This is a genomic window from Rhodoferax sp. (assembly GCF_034519335.1).
In the GTDB taxonomy this organism is placed as follows: Bacteria; Pseudomonadota; Gammaproteobacteria; order Burkholderiales; family Burkholderiaceae_C; genus Allorhodoferax.
Window position 1 is genome coordinate 82,577 of sequence record NZ_JAXHOL010000024.1, and the last position, 25,359, is coordinate 107,935.

General features: G+C 60.5%; 29 protein-coding genes. 14 read left to right on the plus strand and 15 right to left on the minus strand.

Features of this window, described 5'->3' with window-relative positions; all coding sequences use genetic code 11:
* Positions 1-6: 6 nt before the first annotated feature.
* On the minus strand, positions 7-375 hold the full coding sequence (locus U5O12_RS10435; RefSeq protein WP_322578574.1) for a phosphomannose isomerase type II C-terminal cupin domain: 369 nt from the start codon (positions 373-375) through the stop codon (positions 7-9).
* 135 nt (positions 376-510) lie between these two features.
* Here U5O12_RS10435 and U5O12_RS10440 point away from each other — a divergent pair, with 135 nt between their 5' ends.
* Complete coding sequence (locus U5O12_RS10440; protein WP_322578575.1) at positions 511-1,251, plus strand: DnaJ domain-containing protein; 741 nt, start codon at positions 511-513, stop codon at positions 1,249-1,251.
* Positions 1,252-1,279: 28 nt separating this feature from the next.
* Here U5O12_RS10440 and U5O12_RS10445 read toward each other — a convergent pair whose 3' ends face one another.
* Positions 1,280-2,401 (minus strand): class I SAM-dependent methyltransferase, encoded by a 1,122-nt coding sequence (locus U5O12_RS10445; RefSeq protein ID WP_322578576.1) that lies wholly within the window; start codon positions 2,399-2,401, stop codon positions 1,280-1,282.
* 75 nt (positions 2,402-2,476) lie between these two features.
* On the opposite strand from U5O12_RS10445, the gene U5O12_RS10450 reads away from it, so the two are divergent.
* The 8 genes from U5O12_RS10450 (at position 2,477) to U5O12_RS10485 (ending at position 8,562) form a co-directional block, all read left to right on the plus strand.
* Positions 2,477-3,259 (plus strand): SDR family oxidoreductase, encoded by a 783-nt coding sequence (locus U5O12_RS10450; RefSeq protein ID WP_322578577.1) that lies wholly within the window; start codon positions 2,477-2,479, stop codon positions 3,257-3,259.
* Positions 3,256-3,657, plus strand: coding sequence for a dihydroneopterin aldolase (locus U5O12_RS10455; RefSeq protein ID WP_322578578.1), 402 nt, complete (start codon positions 3,256-3,258; stop codon positions 3,655-3,657). The genes U5O12_RS10450 and U5O12_RS10455 overlap by 4 nt, the downstream gene beginning before the upstream one ends.
* Positions 3,654-4,025, plus strand: coding sequence for a dihydroneopterin aldolase (locus U5O12_RS10460; protein ID WP_094477252.1), 372 nt, complete (start codon positions 3,654-3,656; stop codon positions 4,023-4,025). The genes U5O12_RS10455 and U5O12_RS10460 overlap by 4 nt, the downstream gene beginning before the upstream one ends.
* Positions 4,026-4,051: 26 nt before the next feature.
* The gene (ttcA, locus tag U5O12_RS10465; protein WP_322578579.1) at positions 4,052-5,011 is read left to right on the plus strand and encodes a tRNA 2-thiocytidine(32) synthetase TtcA; all 960 of its coding nucleotides are present in this window, start codon (positions 4,052-4,054) and stop codon (positions 5,009-5,011) included.
* Positions 5,012-5,021: 10 nt separating this feature from the next.
* The gene (locus U5O12_RS10470; protein WP_322578580.1) at positions 5,022-5,612 is read left to right on the plus strand and encodes a DUF4136 domain-containing protein; all 591 of its coding nucleotides are present in this window, start codon (positions 5,022-5,024) and stop codon (positions 5,610-5,612) included.
* The gene (locus U5O12_RS10475) at positions 5,613-6,263 is read left to right on the plus strand and encodes a histidine phosphatase family protein (RefSeq protein ID WP_322578581.1); all 651 of its coding nucleotides are present in this window, start codon (positions 5,613-5,615) and stop codon (positions 6,261-6,263) included.
* 15 nt (positions 6,264-6,278) lie between these two features.
* On the plus strand, positions 6,279-6,737 hold the full coding sequence (locus U5O12_RS10480) for a hypothetical protein (protein ID WP_322578582.1): 459 nt from the start codon (positions 6,279-6,281) through the stop codon (positions 6,735-6,737).
* Positions 6,738-6,807: 70 nt separating this feature from the next.
* Positions 6,808-8,562 carry a lysoplasmalogenase family protein gene (locus tag U5O12_RS10485; RefSeq protein WP_322578583.1) on the plus strand — a complete coding sequence of 585 codons (1,755 nt, stop codon included), beginning with the start codon at positions 6,808-6,810 and terminating at the stop codon, positions 8,560-8,562.
* Between the two features lie 2 nt (positions 8,563-8,564).
* Here U5O12_RS10485 and ruvB read toward each other — a convergent pair whose 3' ends face one another.
* Positions 8,565-9,638, minus strand: a complete 1,074-nt coding sequence (gene ruvB, locus U5O12_RS10490) for a Holliday junction branch migration DNA helicase RuvB (RefSeq protein WP_322578584.1) — start codon at positions 9,636-9,638, stop codon at positions 8,565-8,567.
* Between the two features lie 154 nt (positions 9,639-9,792).
* Here ruvB and U5O12_RS10495 point away from each other — a divergent pair, with 154 nt between their 5' ends.
* Positions 9,793-10,875 carry a carbonic anhydrase family protein gene (locus U5O12_RS10495; protein WP_322578585.1) on the plus strand — a complete coding sequence of 361 codons (1,083 nt, stop codon included), beginning with the start codon at positions 9,793-9,795 and terminating at the stop codon, positions 10,873-10,875.
* A gap of 152 nt (positions 10,876-11,027) precedes the next feature.
* Here U5O12_RS10495 and U5O12_RS10500 read toward each other — a convergent pair whose 3' ends face one another.
* The 3 genes from U5O12_RS10500 to ruvA all read right to left on the minus strand — a co-directional run bounded on the left by U5O12_RS10500 (position 11,028) and on the right by ruvA (position 14,177).
* Positions 11,028-11,903, minus strand: a complete 876-nt coding sequence (locus U5O12_RS10500) for a hypothetical protein (RefSeq protein WP_322578586.1) — start codon at positions 11,901-11,903, stop codon at positions 11,028-11,030.
* A 1,133-nt stretch (positions 11,904-13,036) separates the two neighbouring features.
* Positions 13,037-13,579: a hypothetical protein gene (locus U5O12_RS10505; RefSeq protein WP_322578587.1), complete on the minus strand. Its 543-nt coding sequence runs from the start codon at positions 13,577-13,579 to the stop codon at positions 13,037-13,039.
* A gap of 25 nt (positions 13,580-13,604) precedes the next feature.
* The gene (gene ruvA / locus U5O12_RS10510; protein ID WP_322578588.1) at positions 13,605-14,177 is read right to left on the minus strand and encodes a Holliday junction branch migration protein RuvA; all 573 of its coding nucleotides are present in this window, start codon (positions 14,175-14,177) and stop codon (positions 13,605-13,607) included.
* Between the two features lie 111 nt (positions 14,178-14,288).
* Between ruvA and U5O12_RS10515 the strand changes: the two genes are divergently transcribed.
* Together U5O12_RS10515 and ybeY are read left to right on the plus strand one after the other, a co-directional pair.
* Positions 14,289-15,329: a PhoH family protein gene (locus U5O12_RS10515; RefSeq protein ID WP_322578589.1), complete on the plus strand. Its 1,041-nt coding sequence runs from the start codon at positions 14,289-14,291 to the stop codon at positions 15,327-15,329.
* A complete protein-coding gene (ybeY, locus tag U5O12_RS10520; RefSeq protein ID WP_416221477.1) occupies positions 15,329-15,772 on the plus strand; it encodes an rRNA maturation RNase YbeY in 444 nt (147 codons plus the stop codon). Before U5O12_RS10515 ends, ybeY begins: the two co-directional genes overlap by 1 nt.
* 201 nt (positions 15,773-15,973) lie before the next feature.
* Here the strand turns inward: ybeY and U5O12_RS10525 are convergent, their stop codons facing one another.
* The 3 genes from U5O12_RS10525 to tyrS all read right to left on the minus strand — a co-directional run bounded on the left by U5O12_RS10525 (position 15,974) and on the right by tyrS (position 18,293).
* Entirely contained in the window at positions 15,974-16,363 is a 390-nt protein-coding gene (locus U5O12_RS10525) for a hypothetical protein (RefSeq protein WP_322578590.1), read from the minus strand.
* Between the two features lie 160 nt (positions 16,364-16,523).
* The gene (gene dtd, locus U5O12_RS10530) at positions 16,524-16,988 is read right to left on the minus strand and encodes a D-aminoacyl-tRNA deacylase (RefSeq protein ID WP_322578591.1); all 465 of its coding nucleotides are present in this window, start codon (positions 16,986-16,988) and stop codon (positions 16,524-16,526) included.
* A gap of 60 nt (positions 16,989-17,048) precedes the next feature.
* The gene (tyrS, locus tag U5O12_RS10535; protein ID WP_322578592.1) at positions 17,049-18,293 is read right to left on the minus strand and encodes a tyrosine--tRNA ligase; all 1,245 of its coding nucleotides are present in this window, start codon (positions 18,291-18,293) and stop codon (positions 17,049-17,051) included.
* A gap of 122 nt (positions 18,294-18,415) precedes the next feature.
* On the opposite strand from tyrS, the gene U5O12_RS10540 reads away from it, so the two are divergent.
* Together U5O12_RS10540 and U5O12_RS10545 are read left to right on the plus strand one after the other, a co-directional pair.
* Positions 18,416-19,780 carry a M23 family metallopeptidase gene (locus U5O12_RS10540; protein WP_322578593.1) on the plus strand — a complete coding sequence of 455 codons (1,365 nt, stop codon included), beginning with the start codon at positions 18,416-18,418 and terminating at the stop codon, positions 19,778-19,780.
* Between the two features lie 2 nt (positions 19,781-19,782).
* A complete protein-coding gene (locus U5O12_RS10545; RefSeq protein ID WP_416221479.1) occupies positions 19,783-20,907 on the plus strand; it encodes an anhydro-N-acetylmuramic acid kinase in 1,125 nt (374 codons plus the stop codon).
* 15 nt (positions 20,908-20,922) lie between these two features.
* On the opposite strand, the gene erpA is transcribed toward U5O12_RS10545, so the two are convergent.
* The 6 genes from erpA to U5O12_RS10575 all read right to left on the minus strand — a co-directional run bounded on the left by erpA (position 20,923) and on the right by U5O12_RS10575 (position 25,282).
* On the minus strand, positions 20,923-21,288 hold the full coding sequence (gene erpA, locus U5O12_RS10550; protein ID WP_087495111.1) for an iron-sulfur cluster insertion protein ErpA: 366 nt from the start codon (positions 21,286-21,288) through the stop codon (positions 20,923-20,925).
* A gap of 61 nt (positions 21,289-21,349) precedes the next feature.
* On the minus strand, positions 21,350-21,745 hold the full coding sequence (locus tag U5O12_RS10555) for a polymer-forming cytoskeletal protein (RefSeq protein ID WP_322578595.1): 396 nt from the start codon (positions 21,743-21,745) through the stop codon (positions 21,350-21,352).
* 18 nt (positions 21,746-21,763) lie between these two features.
* Positions 21,764-22,492, minus strand: a complete 729-nt coding sequence (locus U5O12_RS10560; protein WP_322578596.1) for a DUF6776 family protein — start codon at positions 22,490-22,492, stop codon at positions 21,764-21,766.
* A gap of 89 nt (positions 22,493-22,581) precedes the next feature.
* Complete coding sequence (rpsI, locus tag U5O12_RS10565) at positions 22,582-22,974, minus strand: 30S ribosomal protein S9 (protein ID WP_094477218.1); 393 nt, start codon at positions 22,972-22,974, stop codon at positions 22,582-22,584.
* Positions 22,971-23,441, minus strand: coding sequence for a 50S ribosomal protein L13 (gene rplM, locus U5O12_RS10570; RefSeq protein WP_094477216.1), 471 nt, complete (start codon positions 23,439-23,441; stop codon positions 22,971-22,973). Before rplM ends, rpsI begins: the two co-directional genes overlap by 4 nt.
* 164 nt (positions 23,442-23,605) lie before the next feature.
* Positions 23,606-25,282: a serine/threonine protein kinase gene (locus U5O12_RS10575; protein WP_322578597.1), complete on the minus strand. Its 1,677-nt coding sequence runs from the start codon at positions 25,280-25,282 to the stop codon at positions 23,606-23,608.
* Between the last annotated feature and the right edge of the window lie 77 nt (positions 25,283-25,359).

The following is a 25,359-nucleotide window of genomic DNA, read 5'->3' on the forward strand; positions in this document are numbered from 1 at the left end:
CTTCAATTACTGGCGGCCATAGTCGTCTTGCAGACGCACGATGTCGTCTTCGCCCAGGTAGGCGCCAAATTGCACTTCCACAATTTCCACCGGCTCGGTGGTCAGGTTGGCCAGGCGGTGCACCTGCCCCACGGCGATGTCGCAGTGCTGGCCCGGCGTCAGGTCAAAGACTTTGTCGTCCAGCGTGATACGGGCCGTGCCCTGGGTCACCACCCAATGTTCTGCGCGCTGGTGGTGCTTTTGCAGGCTCAGCTGCTGGCCCGGCAACACACCAATGCGCTTGATCTTGTTGCCAGCGACTTCCGACACGGTCTCGTACCAGCCCCAGGGGCGGAGTGTGCGTTCAATGGTCTCGGTGCGGTGGGTGGTGGTCATGATGAAAAGATCCTTAAAACTCGCGGCCGATACTACCTTGCAAGCATGGGGCGGTGTTACCGTGCCGTTACGGCAGCCCCGCAAACGGCTTGTTACATGTATATGATTTGGCCACGATAAAACAAAGCCGGGCCGGTGGGGGGCCGCAACATGGATTCTGCATACAAGGTACTGGGAGTTCCTGGCAATGCCACGCCAGACGAAATTAACCAAGCATTACAGAAGGCGCTACATCATTACAACCACGCCAAACTGGCTCAAGACAGCGACGCCATCGCACGGATGTTGGCCATCCGTGAAGCCCACAAAATCCTGAGCAACAGTGACATGCGGGCGGCCCACGACAGAAAGCTACTTAGCTATGTGAACAGGCCGCGATCCGCACCCAAAATTGTGATGGAACCGGTGCCACCGCCTTGGTACACCAACTTTTTGTACGTCGGGGCATTGTTAGTGCTGTCTATGTTTGTGATTGGGGGCTATATGGCCCATGCCCGTGACAAGGTCCGAGCGGCCGCCGAAGCGACCTTGCTGGCGGAGAAAAAACTGGCGGCCGAAGCGCTAGTGCGGGAAGAAGAGGAGCGCAAACGCACCGACGAAAGACGAGCGCGCCAACAAGCAGAGGACAAGGCCCGCGAGCAACAAATGGCGGCGGATGCCTCCAACAGCTTGCGAAGCGCCATGATTGCAGAGTCACAAGCGCAATCCGATATGCGCCGCAAGGAGGAAGCACTGCAACGAGACAAACAGCGCAAAGAGTCAGAAGCGAAATCTGAAGAGCGTCAGCGCGTTTACGACGCACAACGGCGGCTAGCAGCAGACCAGCAACGCATCCGCGAACTCTGCTACCAGCAGTACCGACGTACACAGTGTTAAGCCCGACGCGGGTGCGCCAAATGAGTACTCACAAACGGTGGGTTCTATCGCCGCGCGCAAAGCCTCGCAGGCTAACGTCCACGCCACGGCCCAAGGCAATGACCTTGAAAAACTCGCCCATTTCGTGCTCCATGATGAGCTTCTGGGCGGCGACGCGCTCTGGCAAAGGCGCATCCTGCATGGCCTCGACCAAGCCGCAGTTGATCAGGAAGTGGGCCTGGCTGGTGTAGCCCAGCACGTCCAGCCCCGCGTCCTGCGCGGCCAGGGCAATGCCAGTGAAATTGACATGGGCGGTGATGTCCTTCAGCCCCACCGCCTGCAGCGGATCCGGGTCGCTCCGGTGCGCTTGGTGGCACATCACCGTGCCCATGTGGCGCTGCACATGGTAGTACTCACTCTCGGGGAAACCATAGTCCAGCAACAAGGCAGCACCCAATGCCAGGCGGTCCGCCAGGGTGCGCACAAAGGCCTCACCCTGAGGATGAATCTCGGTCAGGTAGTCATGTTCGCCGTCAATCTCAATCGGCGGGCGCAGCGCCGTGGGACGGTCGCTCCACTGCAATGCACCCTGCTCCACCACCACCCCACGCTCATGCCAGACGCCGCTTTTGCGCACCAGCAGTTGGACCGGCATGGCGTCCAGCACCTCGTTTCCCACCACCACGCCGCGCATCTGGTCCGGCAAGGTGCTTACCCAGCGCACCTTGCCCGCGTGGGCAGCCAAGGTCTGCGCCTGCCGCGCCTTGAGCGAATCCGACAGGTCCACAATCGTGTAGCTGCGCACCTTGTCCCCCAGCGTCTCCAGCAGCTGTAGGGCCAACGCTCCTGTGCCCGCGCCGAACTCCCAGACCTCATCAGTGCCGGTAGCCTCCAAAACCTGCGCCACTTGGCGGGCCAACGCCTGACCAAACAGCGGCGTCATTTCAGGTGCTGTCACAAAGTCGCTCCCGGCCCCCGTGATGCCCTCGGCGCTGCGCAGGCCTTGCGGCATCTGGCCGAATTTGGACAGGCCATTGGCGTAGTAGCCCAGACCCGGCGTGTAGAGGGCCTGGCCCATAAACGCGTCAAAACCCTGCCAGCCCCCGGCTTTTTCGGTCGCATCCGCGATAATTCGGGTCAGGCTGGCCGGAATGCTTTCGGCAGTGAACATGAACATCCGTCTCGTGTTTGGTAAAGCCAAGGATTATCTTGCCCCCTCATCCCCACCCTGCTCAAGGACTATTTGGTGCTTAAACGCGTACTCATCACCGGTGGCGCCCATCGCCTGGGCGCTTTGCTGTGCGCCCAGTTTGCGCAGGCAGGCTGGGAGGTGTGGTGCCACTACCAACGCAGTGCCGACGCGGCCGAGGCCTTGTGTGCCAACCTGCGCGCCCAAGGGTACGCGGCCCATGCCATCCACGCCGACCTGGCCCAGGAAGACAGCCGACGCGCCATGGTGCAACAGATTGCCGCCCAATCCGGCCCGCTGCACTGCCTGGTGAACAATGCCTCCAGCTTCGAGCCTGACAGTGGCCAGGCTATGGACGTGGACGGTGCGCGCCAGCAAATCGAGGTGAACTTGCTGGCGCCTTTGGCGCTGTCCAGCCTGATGGCGCAAACCGATGCCAACGAGCCCGCAGGTTCGCGCAGCATCCTCCATGTGCTGGACCAGAAGGTGTTCAACCTGAACCCGGATTATTTTTCGTACACCGTGACCAAGCTGGCGCTGGAGCGTGCGGTGGCCCTGCAGGCGCAGGCACTGGCCCCGGCCATTCGCGTCTGCGGCCTGGCGCCAGGGTTGATGTTTTTGAGCGGCCCGCAAACCCAAGACAACTTTGACCAAGCCGCACGCGTGAACCTGCTGCGCGAGCCGCTGGACCCAGCCCAGGTGGCCGCCACCTGCGTGTTTTTGGCGCAAAGCCCCGCCATCAATGGCGTAACCATTGCCGTGGACAACGGGCAGCACCTGGTACCACTGGCGCGTGACGTGATGTTCATGGTGCCGTCCAATGCAGGAGGTGCGCCATGAGCCACAGCATGTTTGACACCCTGGCCCTGGAATGCCGCCGCCTGTTTTTGCGCGACCATATGGTGCCGGTGCACATTGGCGCGCACGACTTTGAGAAAGGCGTGACCCAACGCCTGGTTTTTAATGTGGAATTGTTTGTACCCTTTGCCAGCAGCACCCCCAAGGCGGACAAGCTGGATGAAGTGGTGGACTATGACTTTGTGCGCGAAGTGATTGCAGCGCGCATTGCCCAAGGGCACATCGAATTACAGGAAACCCTGTGTGATGAACTGGTGCAGCAGCTGCTGGCCCACCCGCAGGTGCGCGCCGTGCGCCTGTCCACCCAAAAACCGGACGTGTACCCCGACTGTGCGGGCGTGGGCGTTGAAGTATTCCGCATGAAAGGCATGAACGCATGAAGGCCAGCACCGGTCACCAAACCTTGACCCTGACGGGCCTGCGTTTCGACGCGAACCTGGGCATTCTGGAGTCGGAAAAAACCGCGCCCCAGCCGATCCAGGTGGACGCCGAGCTGAGCCTGGGCACCCAGCCCCTGCTGCCGCATGACGATGACATCAACCATGTGCTGGACTACCGCAAGGTGCGCCAGATCATCATTGCCGAATGCACCGCAGAACACGTGAACCTGCTGGAAACACTGATTGGCAAACTGGCACACCGCTTGATGCAGTTGCCCGGAGTGCTGGGGGTGCGGGTCAAGATTGCGAAACTGGAAATTTTTGAAGATTGTGAAGTGGCCATCCGCATGGAGACCGGCCAGTGGTAAGTGCGCATGGCGCCATGGAGAACGATATGAGTGCAGTATGGGTTGAAGACGAAGCCGCCGAGGCCGCAGAAGCGGCGGCAGCGAACCGGAACAAAGAGCTGAAGATCGAGCGCGAAACGCACAAGCTCGAAAAACGCCTGTGCCGTCAAATGGGCCAGGCCATCATGGACTTCAACATGATCGAGGAAGGCGACCGCGTGATGGTCTGCATGTCCGGTGGCAAAGACAGCTACGGCATGCTCGACATCCTGCTCAAGATGCAGCAGCGCGCGCCCATCAACTTTGAGATCGTGGCGGTCAACCTGGACCAAAAGCAACCGGGCTTCCCCGACCACATCCTGCCCGAGTACCTGACCAAGCTGGGCGTGGAGTTCCACATCGAGACGCAAGACACCTACTCCATCGTCAAGAAAAATATCCCCGAGGGCAAGACCATGTGCAGCCTGTGCAGCCGCCTGCGCCGGGGCATTCTGTACAACGTGGCGCGCAAGCTCAAGTGCAACAAACTCGCGCTGGGCCACCACCGCGATGACATGCTGCAGACATTTTTCCTCAACATGTTCTTCGGCGGCAAGCTCAAGGGCATGCCACCCAAACTCACCAGCGACAACGGCGAGTTTGTGGTGATTCGCCCGCTCGCCTATGTGGCTGAGAAGGACCTGATCCGCTGGGCTGCGCACCGCCAATTCCCCATCATCCCCTGCTCGCTGTGCGGCAGCCAGACCAACCTGCAGCGTGTGCAGATTGGCAACATGCTGCGCGACTGGGAAAAGCAATACCCCGGCCGCGCCGAAACCATGTTCACGGCGCTGCAGAATGTGGTGCCTTCGCACCTGATGGACCACAGCAAACATGATTTCAAGGGCATTCGCCCCACCGGGGTGGAAGACGATAACGGCGACAAGGCGTTTGACGAGGAAGAGTTTCCCGCGCCAGCACAGCCCAGCCTGAGCGGCCTGCCGGGCGTGCAGGTTGTCACCCTCTAAGGAGCCCACCATGGCGCTGCATTCCTGGTTCCGCCATGCACTGTTGGTGCTGGCTGCTGCGGCGCTCACAGGCTGCGCCCTGCCGCGCATGATTGACAGCGATGTGCAGAGCTTTGTGGGCAACGCGCCAGCCCTGAGCGGCGCAAGCTACCGGTTTGAACGCCTTCCCTCGCAGGCCCAGAACAGCGACCAGGACCAGATCGAGGCCCTGGCGCAAGAAGCCCTGGAGCGCATTGGCCTGCAGCGCAACGACGATGCGCCCCGCTACCTGGTGCAGGTGAATGTATCGGTGGACGGCATGCGTAACCCGCACTACCGGCCGTCCCGCCCGCGCCTGGTGGTGGGCGCGAATGGCGTGGTCTACGAAGAATGGCCGTGGACCATGGATGTGGAGGTGCCCTGGTACCGCCACCGCGTCCAAGTGCTGCTGCGCGACAGTGCCAATGGCCAGTTGGCCTACGAGACGGCGGCCGTGTTTGACGGCCCCTGGCGCGACACCCTGAATCTGCTGCCGCCCATGCTGGAAGCGGCCCTGAAAGACTACCCGCTTCCCGGCAAGCGCCGGGTGGTGGTGGAGTTGCCCGTGGCGGGTGCGCGCTGAATGGGAGCCACCCGCATCATTGCCGTGCGCCATGGCGAAACCGCCTGGAATGTGGATACCCGCATCCAGGGCCAGCTGGACATCGGCCTGAACGCGCACGGTCTCTGGCAGGCCCAGCGCGTGGGCCTGGCGCTGGCGGATGAAACCATCGACCACATCTACAGCAGCGATCTATCCCGCGCCCACAGCACCGCCCAAGCGATTGCACAACATGCCCAGCAGCCAACAGCGCGCAGCGTGCGCTTGCACACTGGTCTGCGCGAGCGCGGCTTTGGCACCTTTGAGGGCCAGACCTGGGCCGCCATTGCCGAGCAGTGGCCCGAAGAATCACGCCGCTGGAAAACCCGCGACCCGCACTTTGCACCGCCTGGCGGCGAGACCCCCACACAACTGCTGGCCCGTGTCTCGCGCACCGTGAACGAGATTGCAGCGCAGCACCTGGGCGAACACATCGTGCTGGTGGCGCATGGCGGCGTGATGGACATGCTCTATCGCCTGGCCACGCAGCAGGAACTGCACGCCCCGCGCACCTGGGAACTGGGCAACGCCGCCATCAACCGCCTGCTGTGGACGCCCGACGCCCTGACGCTGGTAGGCTGGGCCGACACCGGCCACCTGGACGACAACGCACTGGACGAATCCAGTACCTGACGCGGAGTACCCCACATGGGCCACTACCTGTTGCACGCCGGTTCGGTCCCTTGGCAGAACCAGTTGCTCTACGCAGGCCTGATCCTCGTGGCCCTCGTAGCGCTGTTTGGGGTGTTCTGGTGGCGCAAGCGCGCGAGCCGGCCCGCCAAGGGCGACTTTGCAGCACTGGCCACCCACGCCAATGTGGCCGAAGCGCTGGCTGCCCAAGACCGCAGCCCGCTGGCCGATGCTGCCGAAGCCTGGGAGCAGACCCAAAGCACCGTCAAGCAACTGAAGTCCGGCGTGGAGCGCACCCTGGCGCTGGTCTTTGTGCTGCTCTCGGGCCTGGGATTCCTCATTAGCCTCTCCGCCGTGCTGAGCGAGGCCTTCAGCCTCCCGAAGATGTCCTGGGGCTCGCTGCTGTTCTGGCTGGTGCTGGGTGCGGTCTGCGCATGGTTTGCGCGAGCGCAGTGGCGCGACTTCCGCGGCAAATAGTCAGCCCGCTCTAGCCCGGCCTAGGGTTGTCCCGCTCGGCACCAAGCGCTTGCTCGGCAAAAATTCCGCCATGGGCAAAGTCATTGTGTTCGCCACCCCCGTTTTCCTGCTGCTGATCGCGTTGGAGTTCTTCTGGAGCCGCCGCGCCACCGCCCGCGTGCCAGGGGCCAAGGCCTACCGGCTCAACGATGCCATCAACAGCATCAGCCTGGGCATCCTGAGCCAGGTGGGGGGTGTGCTCACCAAGGCACTCAGCGTGGGCATTTACACCGCGGTGTTCAGCGCCGTCGCCATTTACCCGGACCTCGAATTCTGGAAGACCTGGTACGGCATCGTGCTGGCGCTGGTGTTCTACGACTTTTGCTACTACTGGCTGCACCGCGCGGGCCATGTGGTGGCACTGTTTTGGGCGGCCCATGTGGTGCACCACCAGAGCCAGCACTACAACCTGTCCACCGCCCTGCGCCAAACCAGCAGCGGGGCATTCTTTGGCTGGATCTTCTACCTGCCCATGGCCATTGCCGGTGTGCCGCCCATGATTTTTGGCATCGTGGCGCTGATTGATTTGCTCTACCAGTTCTGGGTGCACACCGAGCAGGTAGGCAAGCTGGGCTGGTTTGACCGCGTGTTCTGCTCCCCCAGCAACCACCGCGTACACCACGCGGTGAACGATCCATACATCGACAAAAACTACGGCGGCATCCTGGTGCTGTGGGACCGCCTGTTCGGCACCTTCACCGAAGAAAAGGAGCCCTGCGTCTACGGTACGCGCGGCCCGCTCAACAGCTGGGACCCGCTCTGGGCCAATGCCGACGTCTATTGGGGTTTGGCCAAAGACAGCTGGGCCACCCGCCGCTGGAGCGACAAGTTGCGCGTATGGCTCAAGCCGCCTGGCTGGCAACCCGCCGATCTGGCCGCGGCCCACCCCAAGCCCGCCTTTCGGCTGGAGCAGGTACAGACCTACAACCCACCACTGAACCTCAGCCAGCAGTGGTTTGCCGGCCTGCAGTTTCTGGGCTTGCTGGGCGCGGTGGCGGGCTACCTTTGGGTGGCCGACAGCCTCAGCTTCGCCCATGCCGCGGTGGGCTGCGTGGCGCTGTCGGCGGGTGTGTGGGCGTTGGGCCGTTACATGCAGCACACGCTGAGCGCCCTGGAGGTGCTGATGGTGGAAGCCGCTGCCCTGGCCACGCTGGGTGCCATGGAGCTGCTGCCGTACTACCTTCTCACCAAGCCGCTGGTCATGGTTTTAGCTATGATTTTTGTCGCTATTCGCGCTTATTCCACAAGGGCTAGTGGCACATTTGGCTCAAAATCACACGCATTGCTGCTGGGTGCGCTGCTGTTCTCGCTGGGCGGCGATGTCTTCCTCATGCTGCCGGGCGACTATTTCATTCCCGGTCTGGCGTCGTTTTTGGTGGCGCACGTGTTTTACATCGCCCTGTTCCGCCAGGGCGCTGGGTGGTTTGTGCAGCGCAAGGCACTGTGGGGCTTGTTGGCCTTTGGTGCCCTGATGCTGGGGGTGTTGTGGGGCAGCCTGGGCAACCCTGTGCTCCAGGGGGCTGTGGCCGCTTACGTCACCGTCATCTGCCTGATGGCGGCACAGGCCTGGTCACGGGCCAGCGTGCTGGGTGACTCCGCAGCGCGCTGGGTGGCAGCGGGCGCCTGTGTGTTCATGCTTAGCGACTCGCTGATCGCCATCAACAAATTCCTCACCCCCGTGCCCCTGGCCTCGTTCTGGATCTTGTTGACCTACTACGCCGCGCAGCTGCTGATCGTGCACCACGTGCTGGCACACCTGCACAAAACCGGCCCCGCCCGGGCTTAGGTTCAGTCGCCCAGCAGGTCCACCGCCGGGCCAGCCGGCGCCGTCAAGCCCAAATGCCGGTAAGCAGCCAGCGTGGCAATGCGCCCACGTGGGGTGCGCTGCAGGTAACCTTGCTGGATCAGGTAGGGCTCAATCACGTCCTCGATGGTTTCGCGCTCTTCGCCAATGCTGGCAGCAATGTTGTCCAGCCCCACGGGGCCGCCGTCAAAGCGGTGGATCACGGCCTCCAGCAGCTTGCGGTCCATCAGGTCCAGGCCCTGCGGGTCCACATCCAGCATGGCCAGCGCACGGTTGGCTATGTCCAGCGTGATGGTGCCGTTGCCCTTGACCTCCGCAAAGTCGCGCACACGGCGCAGCAGGCGGTTGGCAATACGCGGCGTTCCGCGCGAGCGGCGGGCGATCTCGAAACCACCGTCTTCGTCCATGGGCACGCCCAGCAGTCCGGCGCTGCGCTTGACGATGCGGGCCAGTTCTTCGTTGGTATAAAACTCCAGCCGCGCCACGATGCCGAAGCGGTCGCGCAGCGGGTTGGTCAGCATGCCCGCCCGGGTGGTGGCGCCCACCAGGGTGAAGGGCTGCAGGTCCAGCTTGATGGAACGTGCCGCAGGCCCTTCGCCAATCATGATGTCGATCTTGTAGTCCTCCAGCGCGGGATACAAAATTTCTTCCACCACGGCCGAGAGGCGGTGGATTTCGTCGATGAACAGGACGTCGTTCTTTTCCAGCCCGGTCAGCAGGGCCGCCAGGTCCTTGGGCTTCTCCAGCACCGGGCCACTGGTCTGGCGCAGGTTCACGCCCAGCTCGTGCGCGATGATGTGCGAGAGCGTGGTCTTGCCCAGGCCGGGCGGGCCAAACAACAGCACATGGTCCAACGCCTCGCCACGTTTTTGCGCCGCACCGATGAAGATCTCCAGCTGCTCACGCACCTTGGTCTGGCCCACATACTCGTCCAGCAACTTGGGGCGCAGCGCGCGCTCTATCGCTTCCTCGCTGCTAGAGGTCGGAGCGGCCGACACCACCCGGCTGGCGCCAGCGGGCAAAGGGGGAACAGCAAAATCGTCAGTCTGGATGCTCACGCAAAGGGCCTGTAGGTTGCAAAATGGGTGAAACGCGGGGTGGGTTGCCACTATAGCCTGCACGGGGCGTGGCTCAAGAAGCCAGCCACAACTGCCGATAGCAGTTGCACACCCCCTCGTTTCGCCCGTGCCCGTCTGAAAGGCCTTGCCACCCATGCTCTCTCGCCGCCCCACAGCCTTGCACCGCCCCCGGCCCCTGCAGCCCATTCTGGGCGCCCTGCTCTTGGCGGGCCTGGCACTGTGCTGCGGTACCGCACGTGCCAACGATCCGCCGCCCGCGCCCAAAGCCGCCGCCAAAAAGCCCGCCGCAGACATCACCGCCACCAGCGCATCCAGCCCCAAAGAAGTGGGCGACCAGTTGCGCGAAGCCCTGGGCACCGCGGTCCCGGCCAAAAAGAAACTCACCATCGTGGTCAGCGGCAAGGCGGCCGGCAATGGCACCCCCGCGCCCGTGAGCGCCAAAGCCGCACGTGCCGCCGCTGTGGTGGGCCACGGGCAAACGGTGCAGATTACGTCGGTGTCCGCGGCCCCTGCGGCGGATGCCCATGGGGGCGATGTGCACTGGTCCTACGAAGGCGAGAACGGCCCGCTGGCCTGGGCCAAGCTCAAGCCCGAGTTCAATGTGTGCGCCATCGGCAAACGCCAATCTCCCATCAACATCGAAGACGGCAGCACGCTGCAGGGACCAGCCGAACCGGTGAAATTCAACTACGTGCCCAGCAATGGCACAGTGATCAACAACGGCCACACCGTCCAGGTGGACGTGCAGGGCGAGAACAGCATCACCGTGCGCGGAACACGTTACCGGCTGCTGCAGTTCCATTTCCACGCCCCGTCCGAGGAGCAAATCAACGGACAGCGCGCCGCCATGGTGGCGCACCTGGTGCACAAGAGTGATGAGGGCCAACTGGCTGTGGTGGCGGTGCTGCTGCAACCCGGTGATACCAACCCCATGATCGACAAGGTCTGGACCTACATGCCTCTGGATGCAGGCGATCGCGTGCGCATGCCACGCGAGCTGCTCAACCTCAATGAATTGCTGCCGGCGGACCAGCGCTACTACCAGTTCATGGGCTCGCTGACCACACCACCCTGTACCGAAGGGGTGCTGTGGATGGTGCTCAAACAACCGTCGCCGCTCAGCCGCAGCCAGCTCAAGCTCTTCACCCAGCTCTACCCCAATAACGCCCGCCCGGTGCAAGCGCTCAACAGCCGCCCCGTGCGCGAAGCCCAATAAATTGCTATTGATTTTGTAGCTATTAGCGCAACATCTGCAACGGCTAGAGGCCTATTTTATCAAAAATCAACCTAGATTAACTCTAGAGATACCTCTGTAAATAGAGTGTCTATTTCTTTGTTCCGCAATGCACTTTTCAGTCAATTATTGCCTTATGTAAAGCGCTTCAACAACGGTGCCAATGCTGCTTTGCTAATCCACTCCACATGATTGGTTGACCCAGCGTCGCCTGTGTCAAATCCCCAGTCAAAGTGCAGTCCACGCTGCATGCCTAGCAAATAGCGTGGATGTTTGTCCGACGAAAAGCTTGGATCCAACTCCTGAATTTCTAATTTGATCGCCGTAACGCCACATTCATTTGCCAGCACTTCAAGTTGGTCAGCGAATACATCACCGTCCGGATCATCTACAAATGCCTCTCGCGGAGAGACAGCCAGTTTAAATATTTCAACGCGCCCCCACCGAGCAGCATCATGTAACAAACTTTGCAAGGATTTTCGAAAACGAGTGGCCGGTCGAAACTGTCGCGTTCGATCATCGAAATAGCGCAACTTGAAATAGGGATCGACAAGCACTACTTTGGGGGATGTCTGTAGCAGGGGTTCGGCAACCCTAGCATAGGCTTCCGCCGTACGCGGTACATGGGCACCACTTGCATCTGGGAACCCGTTCGGGTCCAGCAATAGTTGATCAAGAGGTGTCAGCGTTGCTGGGCAACCACTGGCGCCAATCAGAGTTTTTACCTGCCCTTGGAGATTCGTGGCGTTCTCTGGCCAAGTGCGTGATGGATTGAATCTGCCCGATGCTGGCACCAATGCACTTTGTCCAACTCGCAACCAAAGCTCTATGGCCTTCATTTGTTCCAAAGCAGCCAAACTGCCCAAGTGTCGCTTGACCTCGGGGAACCATCCCCCACTGGGGAAATCTGCAATGAAACGCCCTTGATCCACCTCGAACACGCGCATCAAGTGCGCAAAGTCTCTGGGGTCGGAGGGTGCGACGGGGTCGATGCCATAAACATCATTCATCAAAGAGCTCCTTGCCACGCTCTTCAAAGAATCCGTTTGGCCATCGATCTTTGAAATCACCCAAACGGGAAACACGCATTTGTTTCATTGAGTCTCCTCCTCCTGGGGGTCAAAGTACAGAACTGAAACGGCTTCAGGCGGGCAATTCAACTCGTTGTCCGCATTGCACCTTGCGTTGTCTGGCGTATGTTTCAAACCCGAGCAGCATGTGCTCGCTGTGTGTTTCAATACAGAGAAATGCCGATTGAAAGCACGCAAAAATACATCGCCCATTTCGCACTGAGCGGCGGGGTGGAGATGTAACTCCGGTTGTGCCACCCAAGAGATTTTTGCCCCATGCAACGACGCCAAAAGGCCATACTGTGCCCTGCTCTTGAGAGAACCGTTTCGTCCTCTGGTTTAAGATGGCTGCACTTTCAACTGTGTTGTCTGCCCCTTTCGTTTGGGTACGAGACGAGGTTTGGTTGCAAGACAGACAGTAGGTTTGACTATGGCGGGAAAAGGTTTAGATTGACAAAGTTGCCGCTGAATGGGGCAATTGGAGTTACGCGCAGTGCTGCGGAACTGGATGCGAGAAGAGTGGCGCGGTACCGCCCGGGTGGCGACAGCCCACAAAAGGATACGAGGACAAGTATGAGTTGCGTAGACAGCGGTTCCAGAACTTTCGCGTCGCTTCCGCCGGAAATTGACGGTTCGCGCGGTAACCCGGTCGCCCCCGCGCCCTGAGGAATAAAGTTGAGGCGAGTACAGGGAGTAAACTCGAAAGGGAAGAATGTGTTTTGGTCACGAGGCTGCGCTCCACGCCTGGTTTGCTTGTGCATAAACGGGTGGGCGACGGAATAGAACATGTTGGGCGACCAGCTTGCCCAATGGCAGTTCGGCTGCAAGTGCACCATCCTTCTGAGGAGAGCAATGCCTGAAAAATGGAGACTCCGTTTTTCCGCATGTTCACGTTGGAGCGCAGCACAAAGTTATTTGTAGGTCGAATTTCGCGACCGCTTATCAAGATGTACATCAAAATTGGCGCGCCCCTCCTCAATGAAAGCCGTACCCAAAACAGGGTGCGCTAGATTGATGGACACTAGGCCAGCGCCTTCAATCCACCGCCGAAAGTCGAGTTTGCCTTCCATTCTTCAAATTCCAGAGTATGGGAAATCCAAGCTCCTGGCAATATCTGGAGTACGGAATTTGAGGAGATCCACTTGATCTACCTTCAAGCCACTTGAAGATGCTCTGAAACAGCCCTCCAAATAGAACTCCTCAACCTCAACGTGAACCGATGCACTATCGAGTGCCCAATAAAGTGAGCGTCCGCTAAAGTTCAATTTTTCGGGCTCTGCGTGGGAGGAAAAGTCTTCAATTTCGACACCCAGCGACACATTGGGATAGTCCCCCAACCGCATGTCTATGCCATTCTCCGCGTAGGCTTTCCTCTCTTTGCCAATGTACGCAGACCCATTTCGAATCGTCGGAGGAGGCGTGTCACGGGGCGATTCAGGGTAGATTTTGGTTGGCCCCTCTTCTATGCGTTGGCGCAAGGCATTCACGGCACCAAGCACCGCGCTTTTGCCTGCTGAATTGGGGCCGAATAGAAATGTGATGGGCGCAATGGGGATCTCTGTTCTATCCCTAATACTTTTAAATCCACCGACGATTAGTTTGGATATTGAGGTCAATACTCAGCTCCCACAAGATTCTTAGTTATCTGGCCAAGGATTTGAGGGCGAGCTTGATACCGTCGCTCACGCCCACGTCCTTGGGCAGGGCTTTGAGCGCCGCGGCGGCTTCCTTGTCGTTGTAGCCCAGCGCCAGCAGTGCCTGCAGGATGTCGGACTGGGCGTCTCCCACCGCGCCCATGGGTGCGCCCAGGTCAGCGCCCAGCTTGCCCTTGAGCTCCAGCAGCAAGCGCTCGGCCGTCTTCTTGCCGATGCCCGGCACCTTGACCAGGCGCCCGGCCTCTTGCAGCGTCACGGCCTGGGCCAGGTCACCCACATCCATGCCCGAGAGCACCGACAGCGCCGTGCGCGGGCCCACACCCGATATTTTGATCAACTCGCGGAAAGCCTCGCGCTCCGCGGCGGTGGCAAAGCCGTACAAGATTTGCGCATCCTCCCGCACCACAAAGTGGGTCAGCAACGAGACCTTGGCACCGTCGGCAGGCAGGTTGTAGAAGGTGCTCATGGGCACCTGCACCTCGTAGCCCACACCGCCACAGTCAATGATGACTTGGGGTGGGTTTTTGTCGCTGAGGATGCCTGTGAGTTTGCCGATCATCGTGGTGTGCCTGGGGTTGGAATGCGGAGGTGTGGCCCGGAGGCCTAACATTGGGGACAATGTGGGGATGCGCCCACCGTGGCGCCCCCTTAGCCCTGCCGGATTATCAGCTTGATTCTCAAACACATCTTCACCCCGCTGAACAACACGCGCCTCTCGCACCTGTGCGGCCCGACCGACGAACACCTGCGCACCATCGAGCGCGAACTGGAGGTGCGCATTGCCCACCGCCACGAGCAGTTCAAGGTAGAAGGCGCCAAGGCCAAGGCCCAGCGCGCCATGGAAATGCTGCAGGCCCTGTACGAGATTGCAGGCCGCCCGATTGCCGCGTCCACCGTACAGCTCATGCTGAGCGGCGACGGTGGCATGGATGGCGAAGACGGCCCCACCCTCTCCACCCGCCGTGCCGATCTCAAGCCCCGCAGCCAGAACCAGGCGCTGTACCTGGACAACATCGCCGAGTTCGACATCACGTTTGGCATCGGCCCCGCCGGTACCGGCAAGACCTACCTGGCCGTGGCCGCCGCGGTGGATGCCCTGCAACGCAGCGCCGTGCAGCGCATTGTGCTGACCCGCCCCGCTGTCGAGGCTGGCGAGCGCCTGGGCTTTTTGCCCGGCGACCTGAACCAGAAGGTAGACCCGTATTTGCGCCCGCTGTACGACGCGCTGTACGACCTGATGGGCTACGACCAGGTGCATAAAGCCTTTGAGCGCCAGCAGCTCGAAATTGCGCCTCTGGCCTTCATGCGCGGGCGCACGCTGAACAATGCATTTGTGATCCTGGACGAAGCGCAAAACACCACGCCCGAGCAGATGAAGATGTTCTTGACGCGTGTGGGCTTTGGCACCAAGACGGTCATCACCGGTGATGTGAGCCAGATCGACCTGCCCAAGGCGCAGATGAGCGGCTTGGTGGAGGCCGAACGCGTGCTGCGCCGCACGCCGGGCATTGCCATCACCCGCCTGACCAGCTCCGACATCGTGCGCCACCCGCTGGTGGCCCGCATCGTGGATGCCTACGAGGCCGCGCGACTGGAAGATTTGCCGCCCATTGCCATCCCGGACGCCGAAGAAGAGCTGCCCCGCGTGGGCTTGCCCAAGACCCGTTCGCCCAAAACCTCTACCACCAAGAACTCCACCAAGGCCCGCTGATGCTGCCCGAACTCTCCCTCTCCCTGCAATTCGGCAAGATCACTGATGCCGACAAACACCGCGATGCCCTCAAGCGCCACAAAGTCATCCGCTGGATCCGCAACACCCTGGAGGTGGACGGCGAGATCACCGTGCGCATCGTGGACGCCGAAGAAGGCCAGACCCTGAACCGCGAGTACCGCCAGAAGGACTACGCCACCAATGTGCTGACCTTTGACTACACCCAGGAACCCGTCACCGCCGACCTGGTGCTGTGCGCACCGGTGATCGCCAAGGAAGCGAAAGAGCAAAAGAAAACGCTGGAAGCCCATTACGCCCACATGATCATCCACGGCACCTTGCACGCGCAGGGCTGGGACCACGAGCTGGACGAAGACGCCGAGGTGATGGAGCTGCGCGAAACCGAGATCATGGCGCGGCTGGGTTTCAAGAACCCTTACTGAGTTTTTGGACGGCGTGCTCCAGAGTGACCGGGCCGCGCATTTTGCTGCGTGCCCCCCCCGCCTTCGGCCTCCTACTTGACCTTCGCAAAATACGCAGCCCGGCCACTCTTGCAAGTGCTGGAGACTTGGGTACGCCAATATGGCCCAGGTCTTTCTACGCGCCTAGGGAGGGGAAGGGCCAAGACCCCTCAGTGAATGCGCCTAGCGCGCGCCCGCAAACCGTGCGCGCCCGCGCATGCGGCCGATCAGCAGCCAACCCACCGCTGCCAACACCACCAGCCCCACCATGCCGACAGCCCAGATCACCCACAGCAGCGGTGCTACCCAATCCAGCAATGGGGTAATCCAGGGCATGGCAGCGGCGAGCAACTCCACAGACCACACGATGGTTGCGCGCACTGCCTCAGCCGTGCCTGCATCTGTCCAAAGCGCAATCCATGGGGGCAGCGGCCACTGGGCGATGGTCTGAAGCCCGCCCTGCAGGTCAACGCCTTGGCCTGCCACCCAATTGGCCAAGGCCGCCGACAGTGCGATAAAGCCGGTCCACAACAAAGCGAGGAATGCGGTTCCGATAGCGAGTGCGATTTTCATGCGCAAATTATCGATACGGAGCATGATTTCGCAGCGACGTGCCGCAGCATGAGCCCTCGTAAGCTGGGGCCTTCGACTGAAACACCCCTCTGAAGACATAAAGACTTTGAGCCTCTAGCGCCCATGGAATATGCGCGAATAGCTATTAAATCAATAGCAATCAAACAACAGGAATCACCCGCATCGGAATCGTTACGGGCCCATCATTGACCAGCTCCACCTGCATGTCCGCCGCAAAAATGCCGGTTTGCACGATGGGGTGCGCCGCCCGCGCCTGGGCGACGAAGTAGTCATACAGGCGGCGCCCATCATCCGGTGCGGCAGCCCCCTTGAAGCTGGGCCTGTTACCGCTCGAGGTGTCGGCCGCCAGCGTGAACTGGCTCACGATCAGCAAGCCGCCCTGCAGGCCCGCACCGTCCAGGTCCTGCACGCTGCGGTTCATCTTGCCGTCGGCGTCGCCAAAGATGCGCAGCTTGAGCAGCTTGGCCAGCAGCTTGTCTCCTTGCACCTCCGTGTCGCCTTGCTCGGCGCACACCAGTACCAAGAGTCCCTGGTCAATCTTGCCCACCGTGGCACCATCCACCACCACCTGCGCACGGCGAACGCGCTGCACGACCGAGATCATGGTGTTTTTGGCCTCCAGCCCTTATAAAACATGCGCAGGCAGCTATGAAAATAGGAGCATTTACGCCAGTGTCACGCGGGCAAACTTGCGCTTGCCCACTTGCAGCACGTACGTCCCGGCACCCAGCTTCAGGCCCTTGTCGCTGACCACGTTGCTGTCGATGCGCACACCGCCACCATCGATCAGGCGGTTGCCCTCACCACTGGATGCGGCCAGATTGGCAGATTTCAGCAATGCACCGATACCAATCGCAGCACCGCCCTCGCCCAAAGGCAGGCTGATGTCGTCGATTTGATCGGGGATGCCGCCCTTGCTGCGGTTGATGAAGTCCTGCTCGGCTGCATCCGCTGCGGCAGCGCTGTGGAAGCGTGCCGTAATTTCCTTGGCCAAGGCCACCTTGGCATCCTTGGGGTTGCGTCCGGCTTCCACCTCCGCCTTGAGTGCGGCAATTTCGGCCTCGGGCTTGAAGCTGAGCAAGGTGTACCACTTCCACATCAGCACGTCGGAAATGCTGAGCACCTTGGCAAACATGGTGTTGGGCTCTTCGGTGACGCCGATGTAGTTGTTCTTGCTCTTGGACATCTTCTCGACGCCGTCCAGACCTTCCAGTAACGGCATGGTCAAGATGCACTGGGGCTCTTGACCGTATTCAGCCTGCAGCGTGCGGCCCATGAGCAGGTTGAACTTTTGATCAGTGCCGCCCAGCTCCAGGTCGCTCTGCAGCGCCACAGAGTCGTAGCCCTGCATCAGCGGGTACAAAAACTCGTGCACCGCAATCGGCGTACCGGCTTTGAAGCGGTCGTGGAAGTCGTTGCGCTCCATCATGCGCGCCACGGTGTAGCGGCTGGCCAGCTGGATCATGCCGCGCGCGCCCAGCGGGTCGCTCCACTCGCTGTTGTAGCGCAGCTCGGTTTTGGCAGGGTCCAGGATCTTGTCGGCCTGGGCGCGGTAGGTTTCCGCGTTCAGCTTGATCTGCTCCGCCGTCAGCGGGGGGCGCGTGCTGTTGCGGCCGGACGGGTCACCAATCATGCTGGTGAAGTCACCAATCAAAAAGATGACCGTGTGGCCCAGATCTTGCAATTGCCGCATCTTGTTCAGCACCACGGTGTGGCCGATGTGGATGTCGGGCGCGGTGGGGTCTAGCCCCAGCTTGATACGCAGCGGTTTGCCGGTGGCTTCGGACTTGGCGAGCTTTTTCACCCACTCGTCTTGTGGCAACAGTTCTTCCACACCGCGCAGGGTCACCGCCAGGGCTTCGCGGACACGATCGCTTACAACTAATTGGGGGATTAAGGCTTGATTCATAAGGGTTTTTTCTCGTTGCTGGGGGGTATGCGGCCGCTATACTTCGGGCTCTCTCCTGCAACGGTTTCGTTGCCAGCGGCTGGATTTTAGTCGGGCCGCCCCATCCATCGGAGTTCCAGATTTTGAAACACGGATTGATCCAGGCCGTAGAGACCTGTCTTGCCTTCGCCCGCGACCTGACAGAACGCCATCCCAAACGCATCACCGCCATCGTCGCCGCCCTGTTGGTCGGCGGCACGGGTGCCACCTTCGCTGTCGCCAACCTGGCGCCTGATGCAGCCGACCTGCCGGTGCGCACCGTGGTCGAGTCCATTCCCCTGCAATTGGTGCTGCCCGAGGCCACCTTGTCGGCCCTGCCCGCAACGCCTTTGTACCGTTCAGAGCTCACACGCTCCACCGACACCGCGGACAGCCTGCTCAAACGCCTGGGCGTGTTTGACCCCGCCGCCGCCGCGTTTTTGCGCACCAACAGCCAAGTGCAGCAAGTCTTGCTGGGTCGCGCGGGCCGTAATGTCACGGTGGAGGTGGACGACCAACAGTCGCTGCTGAGCCTGACCGCCCGCTGGAGTCCGATGGACGACGGTACCTTCAAGCGCCTGAGCATCCGCAAGCAAGGCACAGATTTCACGGCCCAACTGGAAACCCTGCCCCTGGTGGCCTCTACCCGCTTGGGCGGTGGTGTGATCCAGACCTCGCTGTTTGCCGCCACCGACGACGCGCGCCTGCCGGACGCCATTGCGGTGCAGCTGGCCGAGATCTTCTCGGGCGACATCGACTTTCACCGCGCCCTGCGCAAAGGGGACCGCTTCTCGGTGGTCTACGAAACGCTGGAAGGCGATGGCGAGCCGCTGCGCTCCGGCCGTGTGCTGAGCGCCGAGTTCGTCAATGCCGGCAAGGCCCATCAAGCCATGTGGTTCCGCGAGCCCACTGCCGCAGAAGCGAGCAAGGGCGGCTATTACACACTCGAAGGCGATAGCCTGCGCCGCGCCTTCTTGGCATCGCCCATGGAGTTTTCGCGCGTGAGCAGCGGCTTCAAAATGCGCTTTCACCCCATCCTGCAGAAATGGCGCGCCCACCTGGGCGTGGACTATGCGGCGGCAACCGGCACGCCAGTGCGCACTGTGGGTGATGGCGTCGTCGATTTTGCTGGCGTGCAAAATGGCTTTGGCAATGTGGTGATGATCAAGCACCGCAACAACCAGACCACGGTGTATGCCCACCTGAGCCGCATTGGAGTCAAAAAGGGGCAGACCGTCAGCCAGGGCCAGAATATTGGCGCCGTGGGCTCCACCGGCTGGGCCACAGGCCCGCACCTGCACTTTGAATTCCGCGTCAACGGCGTGCACCACGACCCCCTGACTATCGCCCGCCAGAGTGAGTCGATCCCGGTCACCGCCTCTGCCAAGCCGTTGTTCGACAAGACCGCTGCCGAAGTTCGCACCCAGCTGAGCGCCGCAGCCCAAGTCAGCCTGGCCAGCGCGGAATAGACATTCAGTCTGTGCCGGAGCTCTACATAGGCTTGATGTCTGGCACCTCGCTGGACGGTATTGATGGTGTGCTGGTTGATTTCTCCGGCGAACAGTTGCGCGTTTTGCACCATGCCAGCGCACCGTTTCCCTCGAATCTGCGCGCTGAGCTGCTGGCACTGAACAGTGCAGGCTCCAACGAACTGCATCGGGCAGCCTTGGCCGGTAATGCCTTGGTGCGTTGTTATGCAGATGTGGTTCAAGCCCTGCTGGCACATACGCAATGCCATCCGCACGCAATACGTGCCATTGGCGCACATGGGCAGACGGTTCGCCACAGGCCCCAAGAGTTTGATGGCACGGGCTACACCTTGCAGCTCAACCAGCCGGCCTTGCTGGCCGAGCTGTGCGGCATCGACGTGGTGGCCGACTTCCGCAGCCGGGATGTAGCAGCGGGTGGCCAAGGTGCGCCACTGGTGCCACCTTTTCATCAGGCGTTTTTTGGCCAACCCAACACCACACAGGCTGTGCTGAATATTGGCGGCATTTCCAATGTCACGATCTTGGACTCCGCCTCCAAAACACCGGTATTGGGATTTGACTGTGGACCCGGCAATGCACTGATGGACGGATGGTGTTACGGCCACACCGGCCAAGCGTTTGACGATGCAGGCCAATGGGCCGCCAGTGGCAAAGTGAATACTGACTTGTTGAATACGCTACTTGACGAAGCATTCTTTGCCAAGCCACCGCCCAAAAGTACGGGGCGGGATTTGTTCAACGCGGCGTGGCTGGACAATCACCTGCGCCAATTTGTTGGCCTTCTGCCGCAAGATGTGCAGGCCACGCTGACCGAACTCACCGCACTCTCCTGCGCCCAGGCCCTCCAGAACGCAGCATCGGCGTGTAGCATGTTGGTGGTATGCGGTGGTGGCGCCCTGAACGCCCATTTAATGCAGCGTTTGGCACACCATCTTCCAGACTGTCGGGTACTGCCCTCAGATGCACGTGGGCTCCCCCCCTTGCAAGTAGAAGCCACTGCTTTTGCTTGGTTGGCCCGACAAGCGTGCCTACGCCAAACGGCGAGTCTGCCAAAAGTAACGGGCGCCCAAGGCGCCCGCATACTCGGTGCAATCTACCCTGCCTGAGCAGGGCCGCAACACTCAGGTCGAAAACGATGAGCCGCAACCACAGGTCGTGGTGGCGTTCGGATTCTTGATCACGAACTGAGCGCCTTGCAGGTCTTCCTTGTAATCAATCTCGGCGCCCACCAGGTACTGGTAGCTCATCGCATCAATCAACAGAGACACCCCATTCTTGGTCATGGTGGTGTCGTCTTCGTTGGTGATTTCATCAAACGTAAAACCATACTGAAAACCAGAGCAGCCACCGCCTTGCACAAAGACGCGCAGTTTCAGGTCTGGGTTTCCTTCTTCCGCAATCAGATCCGCCACCTTGGCAGCGGCGCTGTCGGTGAACAGGATAGGGGCAGGCATTTCGGTTTGGATATTTTCAGCAACGGCGCTCATGGCGGACTCCGGTCTCAATCAGGATGGACAAATACTACAGGAATTCGCTCGGGAATTCTTCTTACTGGTTATTTGCCGCTAGTTTCAGTGTGGGTTTTTCTTCGTTGCCCAGCATCGGGCGCAACTGGCCAGCTATCAAGGCGCCTTGGTGCATCTCCAGCGCCGCGTATTCCACATCACCTTCAATACGGGCTTTGGGTTGCAGCTCTAGCATATGGCGCGCGTGGATCGGGCCCTTTACCGTGCCGTTCACAATGATGTGATCAGCAGTAATTTCGCCGGTAATGCTTGCGGAGTCAGAAATCACGAGGATGCTGGCACCACCATCACTTGCCAGCACATTTCCGACGATGGTTCCATCGACACGCAGCCCATCAGAAAAGGCCAAGTTACCTTCAATCTGGGTACCTTCGGCAATCAGGCTTTTGATCGGGGGCTGCTTCTTTTTATTAAACATGATGAACCTCTGTAGACATTACAGCTTGATGGACTGGGACGCGCGAACGACCGATCCTTCAAGAACCCGTGCCGAGACACTCTTGACTATGACCTGAGGAGGAAGCGCCAACTCGCCCTCCATCCGCCCGTATTGCTTGACCTTGATCGGCATGGGGCCGTCAGGCAAAGTAGCGGTCCAGGGTTTGCCATTCACCGTGCCCGCAAAGGTTATTTCCAAACGACCATTGAACTCTTGCGTGTTACGACCCGGCTGCATCACCAGCGCCTGCCATTTTAGCGTTGTCGGTGCAATCAGTTCGGCCTGCAAACCACGGATTGCGAGACCATCCACCGAACCTGCTGGAATCAATTTTTCAAAAAAACCCAAATCATCACGAAGCAAACGGTTGTCAGCCTCCAGCTGCTTCACCTGTGCCAGCAGTTTCTCATGCGAGGCCTTTTCCGCAGTGACCAACGTATCGGCGGTATTGGCCACCGACTGGGCTTCATCACGCTCGGCCTTCACGCTGACCAGCTCACCACGCAGGGCCAAGACCTCAGCCCTGAGCTGCAACAGCTCTTCCTTGGAGCCCTTTTCCAGTCCAGCAATATTTTTGCCGAACTCAAACGCCCACAACCCGATGGCCGCACAAAAACCCAACACAATCGCCAGCACTGCCCAGCGAAAAGGCCAAGGCAAGGCACTGCGCACGGCCATGCGGGGGGCACTGATGGTGAGGCGGCGGCGGAGCAGGCGGAATCTCATGGAGAGCGAAGTCTAGCAGCCCCAAAAGAAAAGCCGCCAGGATTTGCACCCTGGCGGCTTTTGCAATTGCAACGAGTCGTTGCCAGCGATTAACGCTTGGAGAACTGCTTGCGACGGCGAGCGCCGTGGAAGCCGACCTTCTTACGTTCGACTTCACGTGCGTCACGTGTCACGAAGCCAGCCTGGCTCAAGACGGGCTTGAGGGTCGCGTCGTAGTCGATCAAAGCCCGGGTGATGCCGTGGCGGGTTGCACCAGCCTGGCCGGACTCACCACCGCCAGCCACGTTGACCATGATGTCAAACGTTTCAGCGTGGTTGGTCAACAGCAGGGGCTGTTTGCAGATCATGATGGAGGTTGCACGACCGAAGAACTTTTCGATCGCCTTGCCGTTCACCACGATTTGGCCGGAGCCTTTTTTCAGAAACACGCGGGCGACGCTGGATTTGCGACGGCCGGTGCCATTGTTCCATTCACCGATCATTGGGCTGCCTCACGTTTCACAGCGTTGTTGGAAATACCAGCAATGTCCAGAACCTTGGGCTGCTGGGCTGTGTGGGGATGCTCAGCACCACCGTAAACCTTAAGCTTCTTAATCATGGCGTAACCCAGGGGACCCTTGGGCAGCATACCTTTGACGGCTTTTTCCAAAGCGCGGCCAGGGTGCTTGGCTTGCATGTCACGGAAGTTGGTGGCAGTAATGCCGCCGGGGTAGCCGGAGTGACGGTAGTACACCTTGTCAATCGGCTTGGCGCCGGTGACACGCAACTGGGATGCGTTGATGATGACGATGAAGTCACCGGTATCGACGTGAGGCGTGTAAATGGCCTTGTGTTTGCCGCGCAAACGGAGAGCAACTTCGCTGGCTACTCGTCCGAGGACCTTGTCGGTCGCGTCAATCACAAACCACTCGTGCACGACCTCAGCGGGTTTTGCGCTGAAAGTAGACATGAGATTTCTCTTTAAAGGAGGGTTTGTCGGGCTCTTTTCCACGGTCGGCGTTCCTCTGATGGGAATCTCTTAGGTGGGAGTTCAAGCTTCGCCGCGGAGCCACTAAAGCGCTGCGAAGCCCTCGATTATACAAAAAATGCAGGAAAACCCAAACCCGGCGCCAATCAAGGGCTGGTGACCCTGTTGTTCTGGCTCTCCCAGCGCTTGCGATCCGCGATACACACCGGCAACTGAGCGTATTCCGGTTTCTGACACTCTTGGTATACACACATGCTGCGCGTCCAGATACTGGCGTTAGGACACAACTCCGGCGGCGCAACCGCCCCCGTCGGGGCAGAGGCCGCGGGTACCGCTGGACGGACTTCCGATCGGACAGGTTTGCCTGGCCCGGCAGGGGCAGGCTTTTCCGGCGTGGAGGGAAGCGGTTTGGGCAGGCTGGGCTTGGGCGGCAGCAAGATAGCCTGCACAGCGGGGCTGGCAGGCGCCGAACTGGCAGCCAAGGGCGACGTCGCCTCCGTGGCCGGCGTCAATACACTGACCTCCGGCACCGGCGGCCGGGAGTCCAGCACCGCAGAAGGCTTGCGTAAAGCCAAGTAAGCACTAACAAGCAGCAACAAGGCAACCAAGGCCAAGACTCCGCCAAATACCCAATTGGCGGTAGCAGGAGCACGGGTTTTGCGCTTTGCTACATCGCGTTTGCCGTGTGGCCTGCGCGCGGCCTTGACATCTCGAGCCTCCCCTCGACGGCGCTTGGCCGCCAAGGATTGGGTCCGCGGTTGTGGTGCGGGCTGTGTGGTCAGCAAGGCTGTGGTGGGTGCGTTTACGGGTGGGGCGTCAGTGTCCAGGGTCACGCCAGGGCCCAGGGCATCACGCCAATCAAACCGCGCCATGTCAGACGGCGGCTGCAGCAGCATTTCCTGGGCAAATGCATCCACACTTTGCGGGCGGTGGTCAGGCTCTATGGCCAAGGCATGGGCCACCGTACGCACAAAGTCGGGGGTATACGCTTGACCAAAGTGGGTCTGCGCAGTCTGGGCCACCTGCGCAAAGGGCGGCATGCGGTCACGCACTACCCGAAATGTGGCGGGTAGCGGGGATTCGTTGCACACCGAGCCATGCACCACCGCCGCCAGCGCATACAGGTCGGTCCATGGACCCTCGCGCAGGTCGGGCGCATCGGCGTACTGCTCAATCGGCGCGTAATTGACCTTGAGAATGGCCGTGTGTTTGTGGCTGCTATCCAGAATGGCCCGCCGGGCAGCGCCCAGATCCAACAAAACAGGCGGCCCCACATCCTGCAAAAAAATATTGTCTGGCGACACATCGCGGTGCAGCATGGCGTTGTCATGCAGCACGCGCAATGCCTCCAGCACCGACCACAGCACTTGGCGCAACCAAGCCTCTGGCGGCGGACCGCTCATGCGGCGACGGGCTTCTTTGAGCGTCATCCCCTCATAGAGCGGCATGGCCATGTAGGCCGTGTTGTTGGCCTCCCAAAACCGGTACACCTTGACGAGCGAAGGATGCTCAAACCTCGCCAGCAGACGCGCCTCGTCCATGAACGACTGCAAACCTGTCTGGAACGGCTGGGTATCGGCCGTGGAGCGAGCCGTGAGCGCCAAACTGGCGCCACGCCCGACCAGAGCCGAGGGCATGTACTCTTTGATGGCTACGGGGCGGTGCAGGGTGTGGTCGTATCCGCGGTACACCATGCCGAATCCACCCACGCCCAAAAGCGATTGCACTTCAAACTCACCCAGCATGGCGCCAGGCGGCAATGCATCTACATGCCCCAAAGGGGACACGGCAGACGTACTGGGCGGGGATGTACTTTCACGCATTCTGTAACTGTGTAGAGATCGCGGCGCAAAGCCGTGCGGAACTTGCGGGCCCTTGTATCCAACGAATACGCCTGTGG

Coding starts and splice junctions, on each gene's coding strand:
- U5O12_RS10435 (WP_322578574.1), bottom strand. CDS start 375: ATGACCACCACCCACCGCACCGAGACCATTGAACGCACACTCCGCCCC.
- U5O12_RS10445 (WP_322578576.1), bottom strand. CDS start 2,401: ATGTTCACTGCCGAAAGCATTCCGGCCAGCCTGACCCGAATTATCGCG.
- U5O12_RS10455 (WP_322578578.1), top strand. CDS start 3,256: ATGAGCCACAGCATGTTTGACACCCTGGCCCTGGAATGCCGCCGCCTG.
- U5O12_RS10460 (WP_094477252.1), top strand. CDS start 3,654: ATGAAGGCCAGCACCGGTCACCAAACCTTGACCCTGACGGGCCTGCGT.
- ttcA (WP_322578579.1), top strand. CDS start 4,052: ATGAGTGCAGTATGGGTTGAAGACGAAGCCGCCGAGGCCGCAGAAGCG.
- U5O12_RS10470 (WP_322578580.1), top strand. CDS start 5,022: ATGGCGCTGCATTCCTGGTTCCGCCATGCACTGTTGGTGCTGGCTGCT.
- U5O12_RS10475 (WP_322578581.1), top strand. CDS start 5,613: ATGGGAGCCACCCGCATCATTGCCGTGCGCCATGGCGAAACCGCCTGG.
- U5O12_RS10480 (WP_322578582.1), top strand. CDS start 6,279: ATGGGCCACTACCTGTTGCACGCCGGTTCGGTCCCTTGGCAGAACCAG.
- U5O12_RS10485 (WP_322578583.1), top strand. CDS start 6,808: ATGGGCAAAGTCATTGTGTTCGCCACCCCCGTTTTCCTGCTGCTGATC.
- U5O12_RS10495 (WP_322578585.1), top strand. CDS start 9,793: ATGCTCTCTCGCCGCCCCACAGCCTTGCACCGCCCCCGGCCCCTGCAG.
- U5O12_RS10500 (WP_322578586.1), bottom strand. CDS start 11,903: ATGAATGATGTTTATGGCATCGACCCCGTCGCACCCTCCGACCCCAGA.
- ruvA (WP_322578588.1), bottom strand. CDS start 14,177: ATGATCGGCAAACTCACAGGCATCCTCAGCGACAAAAACCCACCCCAA.
- ybeY (WP_416221477.1), top strand. CDS start 15,329: ATGCTGCCCGAACTCTCCCTCTCCCTGCAATTCGGCAAGATCACTGAT.
- U5O12_RS10525 (WP_322578590.1), bottom strand. CDS start 16,363: ATGAAAATCGCACTCGCTATCGGAACCGCATTCCTCGCTTTGTTGTGG.
- dtd (WP_322578591.1), bottom strand. CDS start 16,988: ATGATCTCGGTCGTGCAGCGCGTTCGCCGTGCGCAGGTGGTGGTGGAT.
- tyrS (WP_322578592.1), bottom strand. CDS start 18,293: ATGAATCAAGCCTTAATCCCCCAATTAGTTGTAAGCGATCGTGTCCGC.
- erpA (WP_087495111.1), bottom strand. CDS start 21,288: ATGAGCGCCGTTGCTGAAAATATCCAAACCGAAATGCCTGCCCCTATC.
- U5O12_RS10555 (WP_322578595.1), bottom strand. CDS start 21,745: ATGTTTAATAAAAAGAAGCAGCCCCCGATCAAAAGCCTGATTGCCGAA.
- U5O12_RS10560 (WP_322578596.1), bottom strand. CDS start 22,492: ATGAGATTCCGCCTGCTCCGCCGCCGCCTCACCATCAGTGCCCCCCGC.
- rpsI (WP_094477218.1), bottom strand. CDS start 22,974: ATGATCGGTGAATGGAACAATGGCACCGGCCGTCGCAAATCCAGCGTC.
- rplM (WP_094477216.1), bottom strand. CDS start 23,441: ATGTCTACTTTCAGCGCAAAACCCGCTGAGGTCGTGCACGAGTGGTTT.
- U5O12_RS10575 (WP_322578597.1), bottom strand. CDS start 25,282: ATGCGTGAAAGTACATCCCCGCCCAGTACGTCTGCCGTGTCCCCTTTG.